Source organism: Acinetobacter sp. YH12235 (genome assembly GCF_013417705.1).
In the GTDB taxonomy this organism is placed as follows: domain Bacteria; phylum Pseudomonadota; class Gammaproteobacteria; order Pseudomonadales; family Moraxellaceae; genus Acinetobacter.
Genome location: NZ_VPDL01000005.1, coordinates 89923 through 109340 on the forward strand (window position 1 = coordinate 89923; position 19418 = coordinate 109340).

Genomic DNA, 19418 nt, shown 5'->3' on the forward strand with positions numbered 1-19418 from the left:
CTCTAAATGAGGGCTTTTTTATGATAATCCTTCCCTAGCCCCTCCTTTAATTAAAGCAGGGGGATTAGGAGTTATTTACCAGTTTTTTCTTTAATAAACTGACGTGCCATTTTCACTTTTTCTTTAACTGGTTTTGGCAGTTTAGGTGGAATCATTTTCGCAACCTGGTTAAACCAGACCAGCAGACCAAAATCACCTTCCATTTTAATCGTGCCACTTTGCATACCGGTCATGAATGCAGTCGGATCACCTTTGAGCAACGTTTTTACGCCCTGTTCACTGTCAGCAAATTGCAGTACAAAATCAGCTTTTTCTGCATCACCTGAAACGGTATCGATATGACCATTATTCACAACGATCTGACGTGCCATTCCTTCATCTGTTCCGATCTGGATACGGAACTGGCGTTCATGTACCAATTCAATAAATTTCGGACTGGTACGCGCTAACTGCTTCATACGTAATGCAAGACCTGCGACCAGCAAATCAAGTGGATCGGTACTGAGGTCAACCAGAGGAAGTTTGAGCACAGGAATGGAGGACAGTTTCATGGAATTATGCCTATTCTAATTGTACGAAAATTGACAAATATCCTAGCATAGATCAAAGCCAGGCAGATGCAGGACTTTGTATCATATTTCTAAACGAAAAATGCACCCGCAGGTGCATTATTTCGCTGATATTAGAGAACTTAACGGCTAGATAGCTGCTGCTGGTCATCTTCATACACTGGTGTATGTTCGATATAACGGCGTTTAGCCAAAGCACGCTCTGCACGTCGATCTTCACGCAATAACAGTAAGGTCACTACGACCATCACGGCCGTTAAAGCTGTCAGATAGCTATATGTCATCGGGAGCTCAAACAAGGCTTGAGTACCTACTCGAATCACTTCGATCAGGCCCCAGGCTAGCATTCCCGCAGCCATAAAACTTAACCAGCGACGATAAGGCGAGAAGAAAACAGCAAGCACAGCCGCGGCGACTAAACTAAAGCCTACGAGAGTTGCTAGATTCGCTGTTACCATATAAACCCCTCCATCCAAAAGGATAGTGTGTATGCTTGATATTGCAACCGTCCTACCTATTGAATTTCGTTAAATCAATAAAATGGAATGTGTTGATTTGTATCTCTATGCATGCATTATGCTGAGTTTTTTGCATAAAAAAAGTCCTGTTTTCTCCCCTTACGACATACTCTGTCGCGATATTATTTTGTCATTACATTTTTTATTTTCACAGTATTTGTGGATCAATTGCTGCGTCGATGTTGGCGTGTCATTACAAAATCATATGCCCTTTCATCGACTTAAAAAAAATATTTTCCGTTTAAGATGATCGGGGTATTTATAGACAAGCTGCGCCGTCCCTCGATAAAAGTTAAGCTAAAAATATAAAAAAACGCGACCCTAAGGCCGCGTTGGATTTCACCGAAAAGCTATGTGTTACGCGCGGCTCAGATCTTTATCATGTACACCGAGCAGGTAGAGCACACCATCCAGACCCACGCTGGAAATGGCCTGATTGGCATTCTGACGAACCAAAGGCTTGGCACGGAAAGCCACACCTAGGCCCGCAATTGAAAGCATTGGCAGGTCGTTGGCACCATCACCTACAGCAATGGTCTGTTCCAGAGAAATTCCCATATTGTCGGCAATTTCACGGAGCAATAAAGCCTTGCGTGCGCCATCCACAATATGACCTTTGACTTCGCCTGTCACCACGCCATCCTGCACATCCAGAACGTTGGCATGAACTTCATCAATTCCCAGTTTGGCTTGCAGATATTCTGCAAAATACTGAAATCCACCAGACAGAATTGCGGTACGGTAGCCCAGTGCTTTCAGGGTGGAAATCAGGCGTTCTGCACCTTCAGTCACGGTCAGACGCTCAGCAATTTTTGGCAATACCGATGCATCCATGCCTTTTAATAAAGCAACACGGGCACGGAAACTTTGCTGGAAGTCCAGCTCGCCCTGCATCGCGCGTTCAGTAATTTCAGAGACTTGGATACCGACACCAGCTTCGATCGCCAGCTCATCAATGACTTCCTGCTCGATCAAGGTCGAGTCCATGTCAAAGCAGACCAGACGACGGTTACGGCGGTAAGCATTATCTTCCTGTACTGCCACATCGACATTCAGGTTATTCGACAGGCTTAAGCAGGCTGCACGCATGGCTGCTGCATCTAGCATCTGGCCTTTCAGACCAAACTGTACACAGGCACGTTTAGGGCCAGTATTGGAACCATCCAGCTCAGGACGGCCAGAAAGACGGGTTACGGTTTCAATATTGAAGCCCTGACTCGACACAATCTGGGTCACGGCTTGCAGATGAGAGGCATTTAATTCCGGGGCCAATGCCGTTACGATATAACGCGTGCGGCCGCCCTCTCTTACCCACTGTTCATATTCAGCAGCAGAGATTGGTTTAAAGCGCACTGTTAACCCGATATCATGTGCTAGAATCAGGATTTCCTTCATGGCTAATGCTGTTGCAGTTTGGTCATCAGACGATACAACAATACCTAAGGTCAGTTGATTATGAATGACCGCTTGCCCCACATCTAGAATCTGTAAGGAATGAGCGGACAAAACCTGCATTAATCGTGTAAATTGATTAGGCTGGTCGGGTCCTAAGAATGATATAAGAATGATTTCTCGCATGAATTGACTCGGGTCTGAGCTACAACTATTGTTAGAATCATAATCGAAATTGAACAGAATTGCCTTGGAAGTTTACGTTGAATGCGCCTAGACAAGGGCTATTTGCTAGCCTACTGATTGTAAGTTTTGCTCTGCATACCTTTTTACTGGTATTGGCAACGACTCACCAACTGAATGATAACCGTGCCAACCAGGGACAGCTCATGACGAGCCAACTGGTCACAGACAGCCTGGCGGAGCTTGAACCGGCGAACCGCGTTTCTCTGGCACTTCTGGCCAACCGTTATGCGACTAACCCAAGCGTTGCTTCAATTCGTATCCTGGATGCGAATGGTCAGGTTTTAGCCACTGGTGGGCTGACCAAGACCCGTGATGGGGAAGTTTTTGTCCGTGATGCCCTGCAAAACGAGAAAAAAGTCGGTGTGATTGAAATCACCCTGATTGAGCCAAGTATTGGTGAAATTCTCCGGACTCAATGGCTTGCCATTCTGTTCTCTTTCATTATTCATGGTTTGCTTTGGGTCGGTTATCGTGCGGTAGCGCGTCCAAGCCGTACCGAGTATCTGGCACGTATCAATAATGAATCGCGACTGAAATTCGAGATTCAGACTTTAACTCAGGCATTAGAACAGGAAAAGCATAATGCTGCCCTCGCCATTGCCCAGGCACAGCAAGCCCTGAAAAACAAACCGAAAGAAAAAGACAGTAAACCTGTGGTCCTGGATACCGATAGCCTGAGCTTGAACATTCAGTTCTATGATCCAAAACAGTTGCTAGATAGTGTGAATAAGACGGTATCGGTTCCTTATTTCAATCTGTGCCAGATTTTCCTGAACAAAGCTACTGAACTGTGCATCCAGCACTACAAACTGAACAGCACGGATATTTGTACCGTACACAAGTTTGATGAAAAAGGTGCCAGTATCAGTATTGCGGCAGAGAAGCCAGATGCCCTCGCCTGTCTGACCATGATCAGTTCAGTATTCCAGTTGCTTTCAGAAGTCCTGTATAAGCGTTATCGCGAAGAAAAACGTTTTGTCCTGCAGACACGTAGCGCAATTTCTTCAGCCGTTGAAGAAATGCAGCTTAATTCCGTTCAGGCTGCAGAACGTCTGGTTCAGCAACTAGTCGCTAAGGAAAGTGCACTGCATGTTCCTAATGCCCTGTTGAAACAAATCGCGGACCACTTTGAGCTGGTCAGCATGCCAAATCCGACCAATGTTCTGACCCGTCATGCCTTTGTGGTCAATGGGATGGATGCGGAAAGTGCTGAACTAGCGCAAAGCTTCAGAACCGAGATTCTCAAATCGAAACAGTCTAAAGCGTCCTAAGTCACAGAAAGCAAAAAGCCCGATTGAATATCGGGCTTTTTATATGAGAGAAATAAAATCTTCAGCAGTCAGGATGTTATCTATCTGCGGAAGTATCTTGTGCTGATGCAGATTCAATTGTCTTACTTTTAGCGGCCCAGTACGTCGCCAAGGCGGGTCCAGAAATGTTATGCCATAGGCTGAAAATAGCACTTGGAACCGCAGTGATGGGAGACGCGGCAAAATGGGTCGCAGCCAACGCTACCCCTAAACCAGAATTCTGCATTCCCACTTCAATCGAAACCGCGCGACAATCGATTTCTGCCAGTTTCAATATTCGGCTTGCCCAATAACCCAATAAGTAGCCCATTCCATTGTGTAAAGCCACAAGACCCAAAATCATTAACCCGGATTCCAGAATCTGGGTTTTACTGCCAGCAATAATGGCCGCCACAATTGCGACAATGGCAATCACCGAAATTACTGGCATTACTTGGATATAGCCTTCTACCTTGGTTTTTAGAAGGGCACGGACAATCAAACCTAAAATGATTGGAAACAGCACCACTTGTAGAATCGAAATCAGCATAGATAAGGCATTAATTTCAATCCATTGGCTGGCCAGCAGATAAAAAATTGCCGGAGTCAAAAGCGGTGCCAATAAAGTTGATACCGAAGTACACGCCACAGACAAGGCCGTATTGCCTTTGGCCATATAGGTAATCACATTAGATGCCGTGCCACCTGGACAGCAGCCCACCAGAATCACACCAATCGCAATTTCAGCCGGAAGCTGGAATAGCTGACAGAGCAAAAAGGCTAACCCTGGCATCACCATAAACTGAGCCACGACCCCAATCGCAACGGCCTTGGGACTTTGCAAGATACTTTTAAAATCACCTGGCGTCATGGTCATGCCCATGCCGAACATGATCAGACCCAGCATCCAGGGAATATAGGCGCGTAACCAGACAAAAAGATCCGGCAGCATCAAGGCAATGGCTGAAAACAGAATGACCCATAGAGCAAAGGTCTTTTGGACAAACTGGCTAAATTGAAGAAGTGCTGACATGGGAAAATCCAAGTGTCATGAAAAAGAAATCAAGGCATCTGTGGATGCCTCAAAGTAAACAAACCATTGCATAATGGCAAATGGCCCTAATCGCCTTAAGTTAGCGCTTAGGCAGCATTAATAATATCTTTCAGATAAATCCGTTTTACACCCTGTGCCAGCATGTCCTGCCAGGCATGTTGTAGCGAACCGTTCAGGTCTATACCTTTGGTGGCATCCGCAATGACATAGGCCTTAAAGCCGAGTTTGCAGGCATCCATCGCAGTCCAGGCCACACAAAAATCAGTCGCGATACCCACGATGAATACGGTATCAATACCGCGCTCACGTAAATAGCCGGCCAGACCGGTACTGGTTTTTTGATCAGCTTCCATAAAGGCGGAGTAACTGTCGATATTTTGATGAAAGCCTTTGCGGATAATCAGTTGAGCTTGCGGAAGGTTCAGCTCCGGATGGAATTCAGCATCCTCAGTCCCTTGTACACAATGACTCGGCCAAAGGACCTGAGAACCATAATCCAGCTGAATCGTGTCATAGGCTGCTTGAGCAGGATGATTGTCTGCAAAGGAGATATGCTCTGCCGGATGCCAATCCTGAGTCAGCACAATATTCTGAAAGTACTGCCCCAATCGGTTGATATTCGGAATAATCTGATCGGCATTGGTAACAGCCAGATTTCCACCTGGGGTAAATCCTTTTTGTACATCCACCACAATCAGCGCCGCATTTTGCATCATTTTCATCCCTTGAAATCTGAGTTTGCATCCAAGCATAGCTTAAAACTAAAGAAAATTTTTAGCCCTTTAGGTAAAAATAGAATGACTCTGCATTCTGATAAAACGCATGATGAGTTAACTGTAAAAGCTATTGCTCTCCAAAACATAGAAAGAACTTGTCTTAAGCTGAACTGATACTGGAAAATAAAAAGCCTGCATCAGTGCAGGCTTTTCGGATATTCATCTTTTTATTTTTAAACCTTGGTACGGCTGACCAGGAGTAGCATACATACCGCAGAGATTACGATACATGGAATCGCTGCCGAGATCACCCCTGCTGCACCGAAGCCTGCTGTCAGTAGCTGACCCGCAATTGCAGGGCCAAGCATGGCGCCGATACGGCCAACTGCGGAAGCAACACCTACCCCTGTACCACGTACTTCAGTTGGGTAAACGATACTACCGAAGGCATAGAGTACACCCTGACAGCCAATCACAAAGGCACCTGCCAGTGCTGCGGCCATGTACATTTGCTCAAGTGAGCTTGCACCGTTGAGTGCCAATAGACCCGCCAGGATACCGCCATACATCAACAGGATCACATAGGCTTTTTTCAGGCGATCCGTCAGCATACCCAAAATCACAGTACCAATCGTTGCAGTCACCATAAAGTAGAACTGTGCAGTTGAACCATCTTTACGGGTGAAGCCCAGTTCCATGAACAATGATGGCAACCAGCTCAACATAATGTACACCACCATCAGGGTGAAGAAGTAGCTGACCCAGATGCAAAGCGTACGAAGCAAGTTGTCAGAGTTAAACAGATCCTTGAATGAACCCTGAGGAGATGCTGCACGTTCTGCGGCTGTCTTGTTTTGTGTCTTTAAGTATTCTTTAGATTCAGGCAGACACAACATCATCAGTGGAATCACGATGATGGGTAATAAACCACCTAAGTAAAAAACATTTTTCCAGTTTGCACCGAATTCAGTTGCTGCGATTAAAGACAAGATTGCTGCACCGACTGGCATACCACAGTACATCAGGCCCACGGCACGTCCACGGTTTTGTGGAGCCACGGCTTCAGAAGCCAGCGTGATTAAGATTGGCATTGCACCGCCAAGACCCGCACCCGCCAGAAAACGAACTGCCAGCAAACTGTGGAAACTGTTCACCCACACGGTACATAAGGTAAATAGTGCAAAAATTGCGGTTGACCAGATTAAAACTTTCTTACGACCAATACGGTCCGCGAATCGACCACCGACCAGTGCACCAGGCAATAAGCCCAGAATCCCTGCACTAAAAAACACACCCAATTGTGAGCTATCCAGACCAAAGTGCTCACGAATACCAGCAGCGGCAATCCCGGCAGCCTGAATATCCAGGCCTTCAATCACAGCGATCAGAAAGCAGATCCCTACCGTGATGATCGCGTGCTTATTGTCTGATTTTTCCATTGGAATATCCTTGTTCAATCAGCGTTCAAAAGAGAGGCCATCATCTATGAGCGCTCAAATAGAATTAACTACCAATAAGTTGAACAATTTGCTCGGATATACTGAAAAATCCAGAAAATTGATGACCTTAAGATGCTGTTCGATAAAGTCAAAAAAGCAATTAATGAGAAGTATCAAAATCCCAGTATTTTTGGATTTAGACTTATACATCAAACCTGGAAATTCAACAGTGAGAAAAATTCGGGGCCGATCACTAATACGAAAAAAAGATTAGTTCAGGCATTTTTGCTTTTTATTCATCATAAATGAGGTTTATTATTCGATATATTTTAGCTCTTAATTCATCGAATATAAATATTAATACTCCCCTAAAACGCCATAAAAGCATGTTTTCTAAATCTATTTAATTCATTTAAGTGACTTATTCTGTGTATTTTTTCCTGAAAAAATGAATTCATTAGCTTTCATACTGCTGGAGGATAAAGGATGATTTGGACAGCAAAAAATCATAACGATTAAAACTTGATTGTTGCCTGGAGGCTTTGTATAAAGAATTCAGTGGCTTTTACTAAAGCATATTGTTCTTATGCGTTTGATCAGTCATAATTTGCATAAGCAATATTCAATTCAGTGCAAATCTATTGAATTTGCTACAAATCAAAATACAAACCCATCCCAAATATGTTTTCTCATTCTCTTCGGATGGACAAATAGGATAGTTTTTTAAAATGACTCAGCAAGCACAGACCATTCAGGGTTCCATTGTCGCAATCGTCACCCCCATGTTTGAAGATGGCAGCGTAGATTGGAAGGGTCTCGAGAAGCTGGTTGAGTGGCATATTGCAGAAGGCACCAACAGTATCGTCGCGGTTGGTACTACTGGTGAAGCATCAACGCTCAGCATGAGCGAGCACACTCAAGTGATCAAAGAAATCATTCGTGTTGCCAACAAACGTATTCCTATCATTGCCGGTACAGGCGCAAACTCGACTCGTGAAGCAATCGAGCTAACTCAGGAAGCCAAAGAACTTGGCGCTGATGCTGCCCTGCTGGTTACTCCTTACTACAACAAACCGACTCAGGAAGGCCTATACCAGCATTATAAAGCGATTGCTGAAGCGGTTGACCTACCTCAAATTCTTTATAATGTTCCAGGCCGTACTGGCGTAGACATGGCCAACGAAACCGTGATCCGTCTGGCAGATATCCCACAGATCGTGGGCATTAAAGATGCAACAGGTGATGTAGCCCGTGGTGCTGCCCTGATTGAAGGTCTGGCAGGCAAAAACATGACTGTTTACTCAGGTGATGATGCAACTGCCTATGAGTTAATGGGTCATGGTGCCAAAGGCAATATTTCTGTGACTGCCAACGTTGCACCTAAAGTCATGAGTGAAGTATGTGCTGCAGCCATTGCAGGCGATGCTGCACGTGCTGAAGAGCTCAATGCTCAGGTTGCAAATTTACACAATATTCTATTTTGCGAATCAAACCCAATTCCTGTGAAATGGGCTCTCCATGATATGGGCTTAATTGGTACAGGTATTCGCCTTCCATTAACACCACTTGCAGAACAATATCGCGCTCCGCTTCATGAGGCACTTGTAGAAGCGAGCGTCATTAAATAAAGAGCAACGATTATGCAATTACGTTTAGGACTTACCCTGGCACTTTCAGTATTCAGTTTAGCAGGTTGTAGTTCAATGGCCTTTAAAAACGGTACCTTGGACTATAAAGAAACAACCACGCTGCAACCATTGCAATATCCTGAAGGGTCAATGGTTCGTCCTGCAACGCCTTTGTACCCTGCTCCGACAGTGGATCCGCTTGCCCTGGAAAATGCACCAAAACTTGAAAATCAGCGTGGTAACCGCTTTGCGATGCCACGCCCTACTGCACAGCCAGTAAATTCAACTCAAGCAGATGAAACTCAAGAAAATTTTTCAGGAAAGCCGCAATTAGTCACTGACGGAAATCAAAATCCACTGCTCAAAATTGATGGAAATGCTGCTACAATATGGCAATACACTCTTGCCACGCTTAGCAGCCTTAACCATTCTATCGTTGGTCAAAATAAAGATCGTTATGAAGTAACGATTCAGGTTGATCAGCAAACCTATGTTTTAAGACTCTCTCCCGCAGGTTCGAGTAACACCCTGGCTGTGTTTAATCCCGATAACAGTTTTGCCGACCGCGAAAAAGCAGCAGAACTGTTAAACCAGATTTACCAAAATTGGCCAGCCTAGACATTTTCTAGGCATTTTTTTTTGTAGAAGGTTCCCTCATGTTAAAACAAACCTTGCTCTATACTGGTAAAGCGAAATCTGTCTATACCACGGACAGTGAAGACCACCTGATTTTAGTTTTTCGTGACGATGCGTCCGCATTCAATGGCGAAAAAATCGAACAACTGGATCGTAAAGGTAAGGTGAATAACCGTTTTAACGCCTTCATCATGGAAAAGCTGGCTGCTGCTGGTATTGAAACTCATTTTGAGAAACTGCTGACACCAACTGAAGTGTTAGTGAAAAAACTTAAAATGATTCCAGTAGAATGTGTGGTACGTAACTATGCTGCGGGTTCTTTATGCCGTCGTCTGGGTGTAGAAGAAGGTAAAGAATTAACTCCTCCTACATTCGAATTGTTCTTCAAGGATGACGCGCTAGGCGATCCAATGGTGAACGAATCTCAAGCGATTGCTTTAGGTTGGGCGACTGCTGAACAACTGGCAAAAATGAAAGAACTGACTTACCAAGTGAACGATGTGCTTAAAGCATTATTCGAAGCGGGTAATATGCTTCTGGTTGACTTTAAACTTGAATTTGGTGTGTTCCACGACCGTATCGTACTGGGTGACGAATTCTCTCCAGACGGTTGCCGTCTATGGGATAAAGACACCAAGAAAAAACTGGATAAAGACCGTTTCCGTCAAGGCCTAGGCGGCGTGGTTGAAGCGTACGAAGAAGTTGCAGCACGTTTAGGTATCAATCTTGAAGATATCTAAGCACTAATAGTGCTTCAAAGAACCGGGTTAATAGCCCGGTTTTTTATTGTCTAATCTTATGATCGAAAAAATGAATTTTATTAATAAAAATGATCGTTTTTACATTATTCAATGCATGCCTTAATATTACTGCATCCCAGCAACATCCCCAGCAGATGCAATCCATCTGATGTTGCTGACCAGATTTATACCCTTACCCTCTAGGATGTATCTCCCCCCAAGACATCCTATTTCAGCCCAATTCTCCTTGAATTGGGCTTTTTTTTGCTTATTGCTGCTGTTGTTCCTGCTGCCAGCGACGTTGTTGCAGACGTTCGCCTTCTACTTCACGCTTATTACGTGCCGATTCGTACAGCTTGGTGCCTTTCAGCTCAGGCGGCAGGTAATCTTGCAGGACAAAATGTTCCGGATAGTTGTGCGGATACAGATAATTTACCCCATAGCCCTGCTCTTTCATCATTTTGGTCGGTGCATTACGTAGATGTAAAGGCACTGGCAAATTGGCCGTTTTTTCAGCCAGATCCATCGCCTTGTTAATCGCCAGATAGGTACTATTACTTTTGGCACTAGTCGCCAGGTAAACCGCACATTGTCCCAGAATAATCCGGCATTCCGGCATGCCAATCGCTTGAACTGAGCGGAAGCATTCGCCCGCCAGCAACAAGGCATTCGGATTGGAATTGCCAATATCTTCTGATGCTGCAATCAGCATACGGCGGGCAATAAAGACCGGATCTTCACCACCTTTGAGCATACGCGCCATCCAGTACAGGGCAGCATCCGGATCACTGCCACGAATCGACTTGATGAAGGCCGAAACCAGATCATAGTGCTGTTCGCCAGATTTGTCATAACGGGCAATATTCTGCTGTGCGACTTTGACCACAATCGCATTGGTAATGATATTTTCCTGGTCAGCCTCAAAGGTACTGGCAATCAGATCCAGCAAATTGAGGGCCTTACGCGCATCCCCAGCGGCAAACTGCAATAAGGCGTCAAATTCTTCAATCTGGATATAGCGTTCCTGCAGAAATTTGTCAGTCTGAATCGCCTGAGTCAGTAAAGTCTGAATCGCTTCATCACTCAGCGCATTTAAGGTATAGACCTGACAACGTGACAGCAAGGCACTATTGACTTCAAAAGATGGATTTTCCGTCGTCGCACCAATCAAGGTAATTTTGCCTTTTTCGACGGCATTCAGCAGTGCATCCTGCTGGGATTTATTAAAACGGTGAATCTCGTCAATAAACACCACGGGCGTCAGCAGATCACCACTTTCTGCAATGACTTCACGCAACTCCTTCACACCAGTATTAAGTGCAGACAGGCTGATAAATGGCCGGTCCACCGCTTGGGCAAGTAGCAAAGCAATTGTGGTTTTACCTACTCCAGGTGGCCCCCAGAAGATAATCGATGGTAAATGCCCTTGGTCAATCATTTGACGTAGAGGTGCATTCTCTCCAAGCAAGTGATCCTGCCCGATAATTTCTGTAAGGTCGCGAGGCCGCAAGCGTTCTGGAAGCGGGATATGACTGTCTGACATCTTATTATTGGCTCAAATTAAATTCTGCTTTCATTCTAACACCGGTAGTTTTGATTCCAATATTTCAAACATTTATGAGAAAAATTTAATTTATGTAAGAAAGCTCTATTTTTTTTACAATGAATGGATTAATCTTATGAAAAGTAGATAAATAGAACATGATTAATTACAGGTGAATAACCTTGTAAATTTCACATTGTCTCATATTAATTAGAATGGACTTGAGCAACTGATTGGATGCTCTTTGGGTGGTATCGGTGGGGATGCATGAAGCATAATAAATCTAGACGAACAACTGCAGAATGCGCTGAGTCGCTTATTTCAACCTCGATACAATCTTCTAATGAGCAACAGGCAAAATTCAGATTATTACAGGACCTAATCAATGATGTGCCACATCCACTCTGGGTGCTGGGCAAAGATAATATTGAATATTTTAATCAGGCACTTTCGGATTATTTAGGCACCAATTTAAGTAAATATGGTCCTAAAGAATGGCAAAGCCTGATTCATCCAGATGATCAACCAGCGTTTTCTAAGCAATGGCATGCTGCCCTGAATCAGCAACAAGGCTTTAATACCCAGTGCCGGATTAAATCGGCTGATTCCAGCTACCGTATGTGTGCCTTGGCCATCAAGTTTCAGCATACAGCGGAACATCTGCTGCAATGGTCAGTATCCCTGACCGATATTCATGAATATTTTGAGATTCAGCAACAGCTGTCTCAGGTGATTTCTACCCAGAAAAATATGCTGGATGCCAGTGTCGACTGTATTAAAGTCATGTCTCCACAAGGCGAGATCCGTCATATCAATCAGTCGGCCTGTCATAAGTTAGGGATTGATCCTGAACAGCAGCCTGCCCCGCATTTATGGTTAAACCTGTTACCCGCTGAAGTTAAAAAAACCGGACAACGCGCTTTAAAACAGGCTGCTCAAGGCTTAAATAGCCGTTTTGTAGAAAAAGCCCAGACGGAGAATCAGGACCCAGAATATTGGGATCATTTGCTGACTCCAGTTCTGGACGAAAATAATACTCCCCAAAATATCTTGTGTGTTTCACGCAATATCAGCCAGCAAAAAATAGCCGAAAGCCGTTTAAAAGCCGTGATTCAGCGTGATGAACTGACCGGACTGTATAATCGTAATGCCTTTTATAAGACCTTTAAACAGGTGCTGCTAAAAGCCAAGCAACAGCAAATGATGGTTGGCCTGCTCCTGATCGACTTGGACTATTTCCGGCATATCAATGACACCCTGAGTCATATTGCTGGAGATCATCTGCTACATGTCTTGGGCAAGCGTTTTCAGGCCTGTTTTGGCTCCAACAATATAGTCGTTGCCCGTCTCGGTGGAGATGAGTTTGCCATTCTGGTCAAAAACTTGGAAAACGAAGCCCAGCTGATTAATACCGCACAACTGGCCTATGCTCAACTAGAACAACCAGTGAGTTATGTCGGCCATCGCATGAGTATCGGTATGAGTATTGGTTGTACCGTTTATCCGCGTGATGCCCAGAATAGTTCCAACCTGCTGAAATGTGCCGATATTGCCCTGAATGATCTGAAAAATAGTGGTCGTGGCGGGATTCGCATGTTTAATCAGGAGATGTTCCGGTCACTGGAAAACATGACCAAACAACTGACGCTGGCACGCAAGATTATTCATGCGGATCAGATCATTCCTTATTATCAGCCTAAGGTCCGTCTCTCCGATGGTGAGGTGATTGGTTTTGAGGCCTTGCTGCGCTGGCAGGATCAGCAGCATCAGATCCAGTTACCCTCTCATATTTTTTCAGCGTTCCAGGACTATGATCTGGCTTCGCGCATCAGTGAAACCATGCAGCTAAAAGTCTTTGAGGATATGAGCCGCTGGCAGGCCGAAGGTCTGGATATTCTGCCAATTTCAATCAATGCAGCTCCAGTTGAATTCCTGCGCGATGACTATGCTGAGAAATTTCTGGCTCGTTTGTCCCGATTCGATATTCCTGCGCACAAGGTTGAGCTGGAAATTACCGAGCAGAGCTTGTCTGAAGGCGGAGCCAATTATGTGATCCGGGCACTGAACCTGCTGAAAAAACATGGAATTCATATTTCTCTGGATGACTTCGGTACCGGTCATTCTTCCCTGACCCGTTTGCAGGAATATCCGGTCGACTGCATCAAGATTGATCGCAACTTTGTAGAACGCATGAACAATGATCCGTCTGCGCTGGCCATTGTCAAAGCCATTACCCAGATTGGTTCCAGTATTTCTCTGGATGTATTGGTCGAGGGTATTGAAAATACTGAACAACTGGACACGCTGATCAATTGTGATTGCCAGATCGGACAAGGTTTTTATTTTTATCGTCCTATGTCCGGGTCTTCAGCACAGCAACTGCTACAACAGGCAGCTTAATTTTTTTATTTAATCATTTGACGGGGTTGGATTGCGCTAATCATTAGCGCACCCAGCGCACGATATATTCATCAATTTCATCTTCATCAATATCGACTTCACTTAAGCAGCGACCAGCAGCGGATTTTTTGGCCTGAATCACGCTTTGTCGTGAACCCGTCTTCAGATAATGCCAGGATGGCAGGCTTTTCCCTTCAGCAACTCGGCGATAAGCACAGCTTGAGGGTAACCAGTGAATAGTGTCCAGTTTCTCAGGTGTCAGCTGGATACAATCCGGCACATATTGCAGCCGGTTCGGATAATCCGAACAGCGGGCAGTTTTGCAGTCCAGTAATTTGCAAGCCACTTTGGTATAGGCGACTTCGTGGGTGTCTTCATCTTCCAGCTTGATCAGGCAGCAAAGCCCACAACCGTCACAAAGCGCTTCCCATTCTTCTGGCGTCAGCTCAGTGAGACTATATTTTTTCCAGAAGTATGGACGTAAGGCATCAGACATAATCAAAACGGCTATGGTAAAAATCAGCTTATTATACCAAGTCTCAACAAAGGAAATGTAGGGACATGAATCTTATTAATATCACGTAAACTATTGTTAAATCAGAGACAGTACATCAACAAAACACTAACAGTGCCCAAAATCGAATATTCCTATACTGGATTTGAGAATAAAAACACATGGAGAATTGATATGTTTCGCTGGGCTATTATTTTTGCTGTGATTGCCTTGATTGCCAGTCTACTTGGTTTCGGTGGAGTAGCAGGCTTATCTAAGGATTTCGCAATTATCTTATTGGTGATTGCCGTTATTCTTGCCATTGTTGGTTTCCTTTCTCGCGGCAAGGTCTAGCGACTGAGTTCTGCTTAAGGAAAAGTTTCCTACAGAAAAAACAAGAGCCATTTGGCTCTTGTTTTTTTATGCGCCCAAAATGAATTACGGTTTGATATGGCGTGGTCTGAAACCAGCAGCGACCAATGCGGCCAAATACGCCACGACTCCTACCACACATAAAATCAGCACTTCCAGTACACGCATCCACTGTGATACATCACCATTGTACCAGCTCAGTGCATAGGCCAAGGCTGCAATCATCACCACATTGGCAAACATGAATTGCATAAAGATTTTTTTCCAGTGTGCCCCAAAACGGAAAATATTGCGTTGATGCAGATAGAAATACAGCAGACCTGCATTGACCATGGCTGAACCGGTCGAAGCCAGTGCTAGTGCCATATGCTCCGCTTCCCAATGAATCAGCTTAAAGAAACCAATAAAGATCACGTTCAGAATCGCATTGGCTGCTACCGCCATTAAACCGACGCGTACCGGTGTACGGGTATCCTGCTGGGCATAGAAGCCGGGAGCAAAGACTTTAATCAGCATAAAAGCAATCACACCGCCACTCATACATTGCAATGCCAGCGCCGTCATCTGGGTATCTTCAAAAGTGAACTGTCCGCGTTCAAATAATGCCTGAATAATCGGTGTTGACAGCATGAACAAGGCAATACTGGCTGGTAGACCCACCAGCACGATGACTTTTGCTGCCCAATCCATCATACCGCGGAATTTTTCCGGATTCTTTTCTGTATGCTGTGTGGATAAAGACGGCAGAATCACGGTACCGATGGCCACACCAATCAGACCCAATGGCAACTCGGTCATGCGTTCAGCACTATACAGCCACGATACTGAACCATCCTGCATGAAAGAGGCCCAAACCGTATTCAGTAACAGGTTGATCTGGGTGACCGATACACCAAACAGAGCCGGTAGCATCAGTTTCATGATGCGATCCACCCCTTCATGCTTGAAGTCTACTTTCGGTGGAATCAGCAGGTTTTTACGCCATAACTCTGGAATCTGGATTGCCAGCTGCAAAATCCCGGCAATGACGACTGCCCAGCCTAGCGCCATAATCGGCTCTGCCATAAAAGGGGTGAGCCAGAGCGCACCGGCAATCATGGCAATATTCAATAAGACCGGAGCAAAGGCTGGCGTACTGAAAGAGCCATAACTGTTCAGAATACTGCTGGCAAAAGCCGTTAGTGACATAAACAGCAGGTATGGAATGGTCAGGCGGAACATGTCTGTAGCCAGCGCAAACTTTGCTTCATCGCCATGAAACCCTGGCGCATAGATATACATGATCACCGGTGCGGCAATGATGGCAATCATGGTCAGGGTGGTCATGAAGGTAGCCAGACAGCCAAAGACCCGGCTGATCAGGATCTGCACTTCTGCATGGGTGCGACTGGTCTTATATTCAGTCAGTACCGGAATAAAGGCTTGGGAGAATGCCCCTTCTGCAAACAGCCGTCTGAAAAAGTTTGGAATACGAAATGCCACCACGAAGGTATCGAAATCTTTACCGGCACCGAATACATTCAGTAAAACCACATCCCGGACCAATCCCAGAACCCGCGACAACATGGTCATCGCACTGACAATTACGGTCGAACGCCAAAGCGCCATCCTATTCACCTAATAATTAATTTGGGCCTATTGTAATGAAACTTGCAAAAGAAGTTCATTGCTTAATCACATGACTTCCTGAAGGGTCATGGGTTCTTATAATGTTGTAACTGGGCACGAAAAGCACACCAGTCAAAATATGGTCCCGGATCGGTTTTACGTCCCGGTGCAATATCCGAATGTCCGGCAATATGCTGCTGCATTTTTGGATAATAGTCTTGTAAACAGGCGGTGACTTTGACCAAGGCATCATATTGTGCCTGTTCAAACGGCAGGTCATCACTGCCTTCCAGTTCAATCCCGATGGAATAATCATTACATTCTTTTTTGGCCAGATAGCTGGAACGACCTGCATGCCAGGCTCGGTCATTGAAATTCACAAACTGCAGCACTTCACCAGAACGCAAAATCAGCAGATGCGCCGACACCTGCATGCCTTCAATAGTCCGAAAATACGGATGCACTGACCACTCCAGCTGATTCTGAAAAAACTGTTCAATATAGCCACCACCAAACTGTGACGGCGGCAGACTGATGTTATGGATCACCAGTAACTGGATGTCGGTATGTTCAGGCCGCTGATTAAAATTTGGAGAAGGGATCTGGCGCGCCCCGAGCAATTGCCCGTCCCGGATTTGAAACTCAGCTGCCTGTTGCATAAAACTGTCCTGTACAAAAATAAAATCTGCAATATCAGGATTGCAGCCGGCTTAATGCTAAAACTTTCATAGGCAAATCTCAATTCATCCCGGCAGGCTGTATGAAAAATCGCTCATTTTAATGTAACGGTGTTAAGATAACGCACAATTTTTCACGGCTAAAAAAGATACGGAAATACTCATGAGCATATCTCAGGCTTTGCTAGAACAGTCGATTCAGATCAATATTCAACAGGCACTCTCCGAAGATATTGGCGATGGTGACATTACTGCCCTGCTGACTCCTGAAGATGAACAGGCGACTGCCACGATTATTAGCCGTGAAGCAATGGTTCTTGCTGGTCAGCCTTGGGTCAATGCCCTGATTCAGGCCTATGATCCGAGTGTAGAAGTGATCTGGCTAAAAAATGACGGCGATCATGTCGCTGCCAATGAAGCTTTTCTAAAACTGGCCGGTTCTGCACGTAGCCTACTGACTGTAGAACGCCCTGCCCTGAACTTTGTACAGACGCTGTCTGCAGTTGCGACCAAAACAGCAACCTATGTCAAAGAGTTGGACGGTCTGCATACCAAGCTCTTAGATACCCGTAAAACGCTGCCAGGCTTACGTATTGCCCAAAAATATGCTGTTGCTGTCGGTGGTGGTCAGAATCACCGTCTGGGCCTATTCGATGCCTTTTTGATTAAAGAAAATCATATTATGGCAGCCGGCGGCATTCGCCAGGCGATTGCCATGGCCCACCAGATTGCACCGGGTAAACCAGTTGAAGTGGAAGTTGAAACCTGGGATGAACTGAATCAGGCCCTAGAAGCCGAGGCTGATATCGTGATGCTGGATAATTTCAGTCAGCAGCAAATGATTGATGCCGTTAAACATGTGGCTGGTCGCTGTAAACTGGAAGCTTCAGGCAATATCACCATTGATAACTTACGTGAAGTGGCGAGTACAGGCGTAGATTATATTTCGATGGGCGTACTGACCAAAGATGTCAAAGCCATTGACCTGTCGATGCGTTTTAATGGTTAAAGTCTTATTATTAAAAAAGGGTGCCACAGCACCCTTTTTCTTATTCTCAAGGATATAAATCATAGAGGTTGAATGGCCTCTACTCTGTTAATTGGTATCACTTCCTCGTTCCATATTTGCACCATCACGGTTTTCATCACGAGAATTCGAATCACAGGCAGTTAAACCCAGTACAGCAAATACTGAAAATGCCATCAACCATATTTTCATGTTATACCCCTCTGAATGAGATTTGGTTAAAAGATCATCGCTTAAAACAGAGGTTACACAGTAGACAGATCCTGTTCATTTTTTGTCAGGCAATGTGTAGGTACAATAAAAAACGCATCCGAAGATGCGTTTTTTACAACTTGAAAAGCTTACCAGCCCAAAGCTTCTTGCTGTTTCTTGATCAGTTCCTGAATCCCTTTTTCAGCCATGGCCAGCATGTCATTGCATTGCTCACGGGTAAATGGCTTATCTTCAGCAGTACCTTGGATTTCAATAAATTCACCTGCCTGAGTCATCACGACATTCAAGTCAGTCTGACAGTTTGAATCTTCTTCATAGCAAAGATCCAGCAAGACTTCATCTTTAAAAATACCTACAGAAATGGCTGCTACCAGACCTTTAAGTGGGTCCTGTTTAATTTTCTTTTTCTCAAGCAATACGTTCATGGCATCAATCAATGCTACGGCTGCACCCGTAATTGATGCAGTACGGGTACCACCATCTGCCTGGATCACGTCACAGTCAATGGTAATGGTATTTTCACCAAGTTTTTTCAGGTCGACCATTGAACGTAGGCTACGACCGATCAGACGCTGGATTTCCTGAGTACGGCCACTTTGTTTGCCGCGAGCAGCTTCACGATCACTACGGGTATGTGTTGAACGTGGCAGCATGCCGTATTCTGCTGTTACCCAGCCTTGACCCTGACCTTTCAGGAAACGTGGTACAGAGCTGTCCACACTGGCAGTACACAGCACTTTGGTATGACCAAATTCAACCAATACGGAACCTTCCGCATAACGTGTATAGTTACGGGTAATTTTCACTTCACGTAATTGATCTAATGCTCGTTGGTCGATACGCATAATAGGTCCTGCT

General features: G+C 45.0%; 19 protein-coding genes. 7 read left to right on the forward strand and 12 right to left on the reverse strand.

The features are described 5' to 3' along the window. Positions 1–71: 71 nt before the first annotated feature. The 3 genes from FTV13_RS04150 to serB all read right to left on the reverse strand — a co-directional run bounded on the left by FTV13_RS04150 (position 72) and on the right by serB (position 2665). The gene (locus FTV13_RS04150; protein WP_004281258.1) at positions 72–551 is read right to left on the reverse strand and encodes an SCP2 sterol-binding domain-containing protein; all 480 of its coding nucleotides are present in this window, start codon (positions 549–551) and stop codon (positions 72–74) included. 140 nt (positions 552–691) lie between these two features. Further along, a complete protein-coding gene (aciT, locus tag FTV13_RS04155; protein ID WP_034703185.1) occupies positions 692–1027 on the reverse strand; it encodes a ciprofloxacin tolerance protein AciT in 336 nt (111 codons plus the stop codon). A gap of 417 nt (positions 1028–1444) precedes the next feature. After that, a complete protein-coding gene (serB, locus tag FTV13_RS04160) occupies positions 1445–2665 on the reverse strand; it encodes a phosphoserine phosphatase SerB (RefSeq protein ID WP_180002568.1) in 1221 nt (406 codons plus the stop codon). 77 nt (positions 2666–2742) lie between these two features. Between serB and FTV13_RS04165 the strand changes: the two genes are divergently transcribed. After that, a complete protein-coding gene (locus tag FTV13_RS04165; RefSeq protein ID WP_159124187.1) occupies positions 2743–3996 on the forward strand; it encodes a hypothetical protein in 1254 nt (417 codons plus the stop codon). 76 nt (positions 3997–4072) lie between these two features. Here FTV13_RS04165 and FTV13_RS04170 read toward each other — a convergent pair whose 3' ends face one another. The 3 genes from FTV13_RS04170 to mhpT form a co-directional block, all read right to left on the reverse strand. Beyond that, on the reverse strand, positions 4073–5047 hold the full coding sequence (locus FTV13_RS04170; RefSeq protein ID WP_166137546.1) for a bile acid:sodium symporter family protein: 975 nt from the start codon (positions 5045–5047) through the stop codon (positions 4073–4075). A gap of 107 nt (positions 5048–5154) precedes the next feature. Continuing rightward, positions 5155–5784 (reverse strand): bifunctional nicotinamidase/pyrazinamidase, encoded by a 630-nt coding sequence (gene pncA / locus FTV13_RS04175; RefSeq protein ID WP_159124185.1) that lies wholly within the window; start codon positions 5782–5784, stop codon positions 5155–5157. A gap of 233 nt (positions 5785–6017) precedes the next feature. Beyond that, complete coding sequence (gene mhpT / locus FTV13_RS04180; protein ID WP_179991897.1) at positions 6018–7223, reverse strand: 3-(3-hydroxy-phenyl)propionate transporter MhpT; 1206 nt, start codon at positions 7221–7223, stop codon at positions 6018–6020. A gap of 728 nt (positions 7224–7951) precedes the next feature. Here mhpT and dapA point away from each other — a divergent pair. Genes dapA through purC form a run of 3 tightly spaced genes read left to right on the forward strand, consistent with a single transcriptional unit; the run spans position 7952 to position 10227 of the window. Next, entirely contained in the window at positions 7952–8851 is a 900-nt protein-coding gene (gene dapA / locus FTV13_RS04185; protein ID WP_125278859.1) for a 4-hydroxy-tetrahydrodipicolinate synthase, read from the forward strand. Between the two features lie 12 nt (positions 8852–8863). Then, the gene (locus FTV13_RS04190; protein ID WP_034703997.1) at positions 8864–9469 is read left to right on the forward strand and encodes a lipoprotein-34 precursor (NlpB); all 606 of its coding nucleotides are present in this window, start codon (positions 8864–8866) and stop codon (positions 9467–9469) included. A 38-nt stretch (positions 9470–9507) separates the two neighbouring features. Continuing rightward, on the forward strand, positions 9508–10227 hold the full coding sequence (gene purC, locus FTV13_RS04195; protein ID WP_004781395.1) for a phosphoribosylaminoimidazolesuccinocarboxamide synthase: 720 nt from the start codon (positions 9508–9510) through the stop codon (positions 10225–10227). 268 nt (positions 10228–10495) lie between these two features. Here the strand turns inward: purC and FTV13_RS04200 are convergent, their stop codons facing one another. After that, complete coding sequence (locus FTV13_RS04200) at positions 10496–11770, reverse strand: replication-associated recombination protein A (RefSeq protein WP_166137552.1); 1275 nt, start codon at positions 11768–11770, stop codon at positions 10496–10498. Positions 11771–12037: 267 nt separating this feature from the next. On the opposite strand from FTV13_RS04200, the gene FTV13_RS04205 reads away from it, so the two are divergent. Continuing rightward, positions 12038–14170, forward strand: a complete 2133-nt coding sequence (locus FTV13_RS04205) for an EAL domain-containing protein (protein ID WP_180011116.1) — start codon at positions 12038–12040, stop codon at positions 14168–14170. 43 nt (positions 14171–14213) lie between these two features. Here FTV13_RS04205 and FTV13_RS04210 read toward each other — a convergent pair whose 3' ends face one another. Then, positions 14214–14666 (reverse strand): YcgN family cysteine cluster protein, encoded by a 453-nt coding sequence (locus FTV13_RS04210; protein ID WP_004781392.1) that lies wholly within the window; start codon positions 14664–14666, stop codon positions 14214–14216. Between the two features lie 192 nt (positions 14667–14858). Here FTV13_RS04210 and FTV13_RS04215 point away from each other — a divergent pair, with 192 nt between their 5' ends. Next, complete coding sequence (locus tag FTV13_RS04215; protein WP_004647174.1) at positions 14859–15017, forward strand: DUF1328 domain-containing protein; 159 nt, start codon at positions 14859–14861, stop codon at positions 15015–15017. Positions 15018–15101: 84 nt separating this feature from the next. Here the strand turns inward: FTV13_RS04215 and murJ are convergent, their stop codons facing one another. Further along, positions 15102–16652, reverse strand: coding sequence for a murein biosynthesis integral membrane protein MurJ (gene murJ / locus FTV13_RS04220; protein ID WP_171431246.1), 1551 nt, complete (start codon positions 16650–16652; stop codon positions 15102–15104). Positions 16653–16729: 77 nt separating this feature from the next. Further along, positions 16730–17302: a 1,6-anhydro-N-acetylmuramyl-L-alanine amidase AmpD gene (gene ampD, locus FTV13_RS04225; protein ID WP_180011118.1), complete on the reverse strand. Its 573-nt coding sequence runs from the start codon at positions 17300–17302 to the stop codon at positions 16730–16732. Positions 17303–17483: 181 nt separating this feature from the next. On the opposite strand from ampD, the gene nadC reads away from it, so the two are divergent. Beyond that, positions 17484–18329, forward strand: coding sequence for a carboxylating nicotinate-nucleotide diphosphorylase (gene nadC / locus FTV13_RS04230; protein ID WP_034704010.1), 846 nt, complete (start codon positions 17484–17486; stop codon positions 18327–18329). Between the two features lie 87 nt (positions 18330–18416). Here nadC and FTV13_RS15715 read toward each other — a convergent pair whose 3' ends face one another. Together FTV13_RS15715 and rph are read right to left on the reverse strand one after the other, a co-directional pair. Beyond that, the gene (locus tag FTV13_RS15715; RefSeq protein ID WP_005232802.1) at positions 18417–18539 is read right to left on the reverse strand and encodes a hypothetical protein; all 123 of its coding nucleotides are present in this window, start codon (positions 18537–18539) and stop codon (positions 18417–18419) included. Positions 18540–18688: 149 nt separating this feature from the next. After that, positions 18689–19405 (reverse strand): ribonuclease PH, encoded by a 717-nt coding sequence (gene rph, locus FTV13_RS04235; protein WP_004781384.1) that lies wholly within the window; start codon positions 19403–19405, stop codon positions 18689–18691. Between the last annotated feature and the right edge of the window lie 13 nt (positions 19406–19418).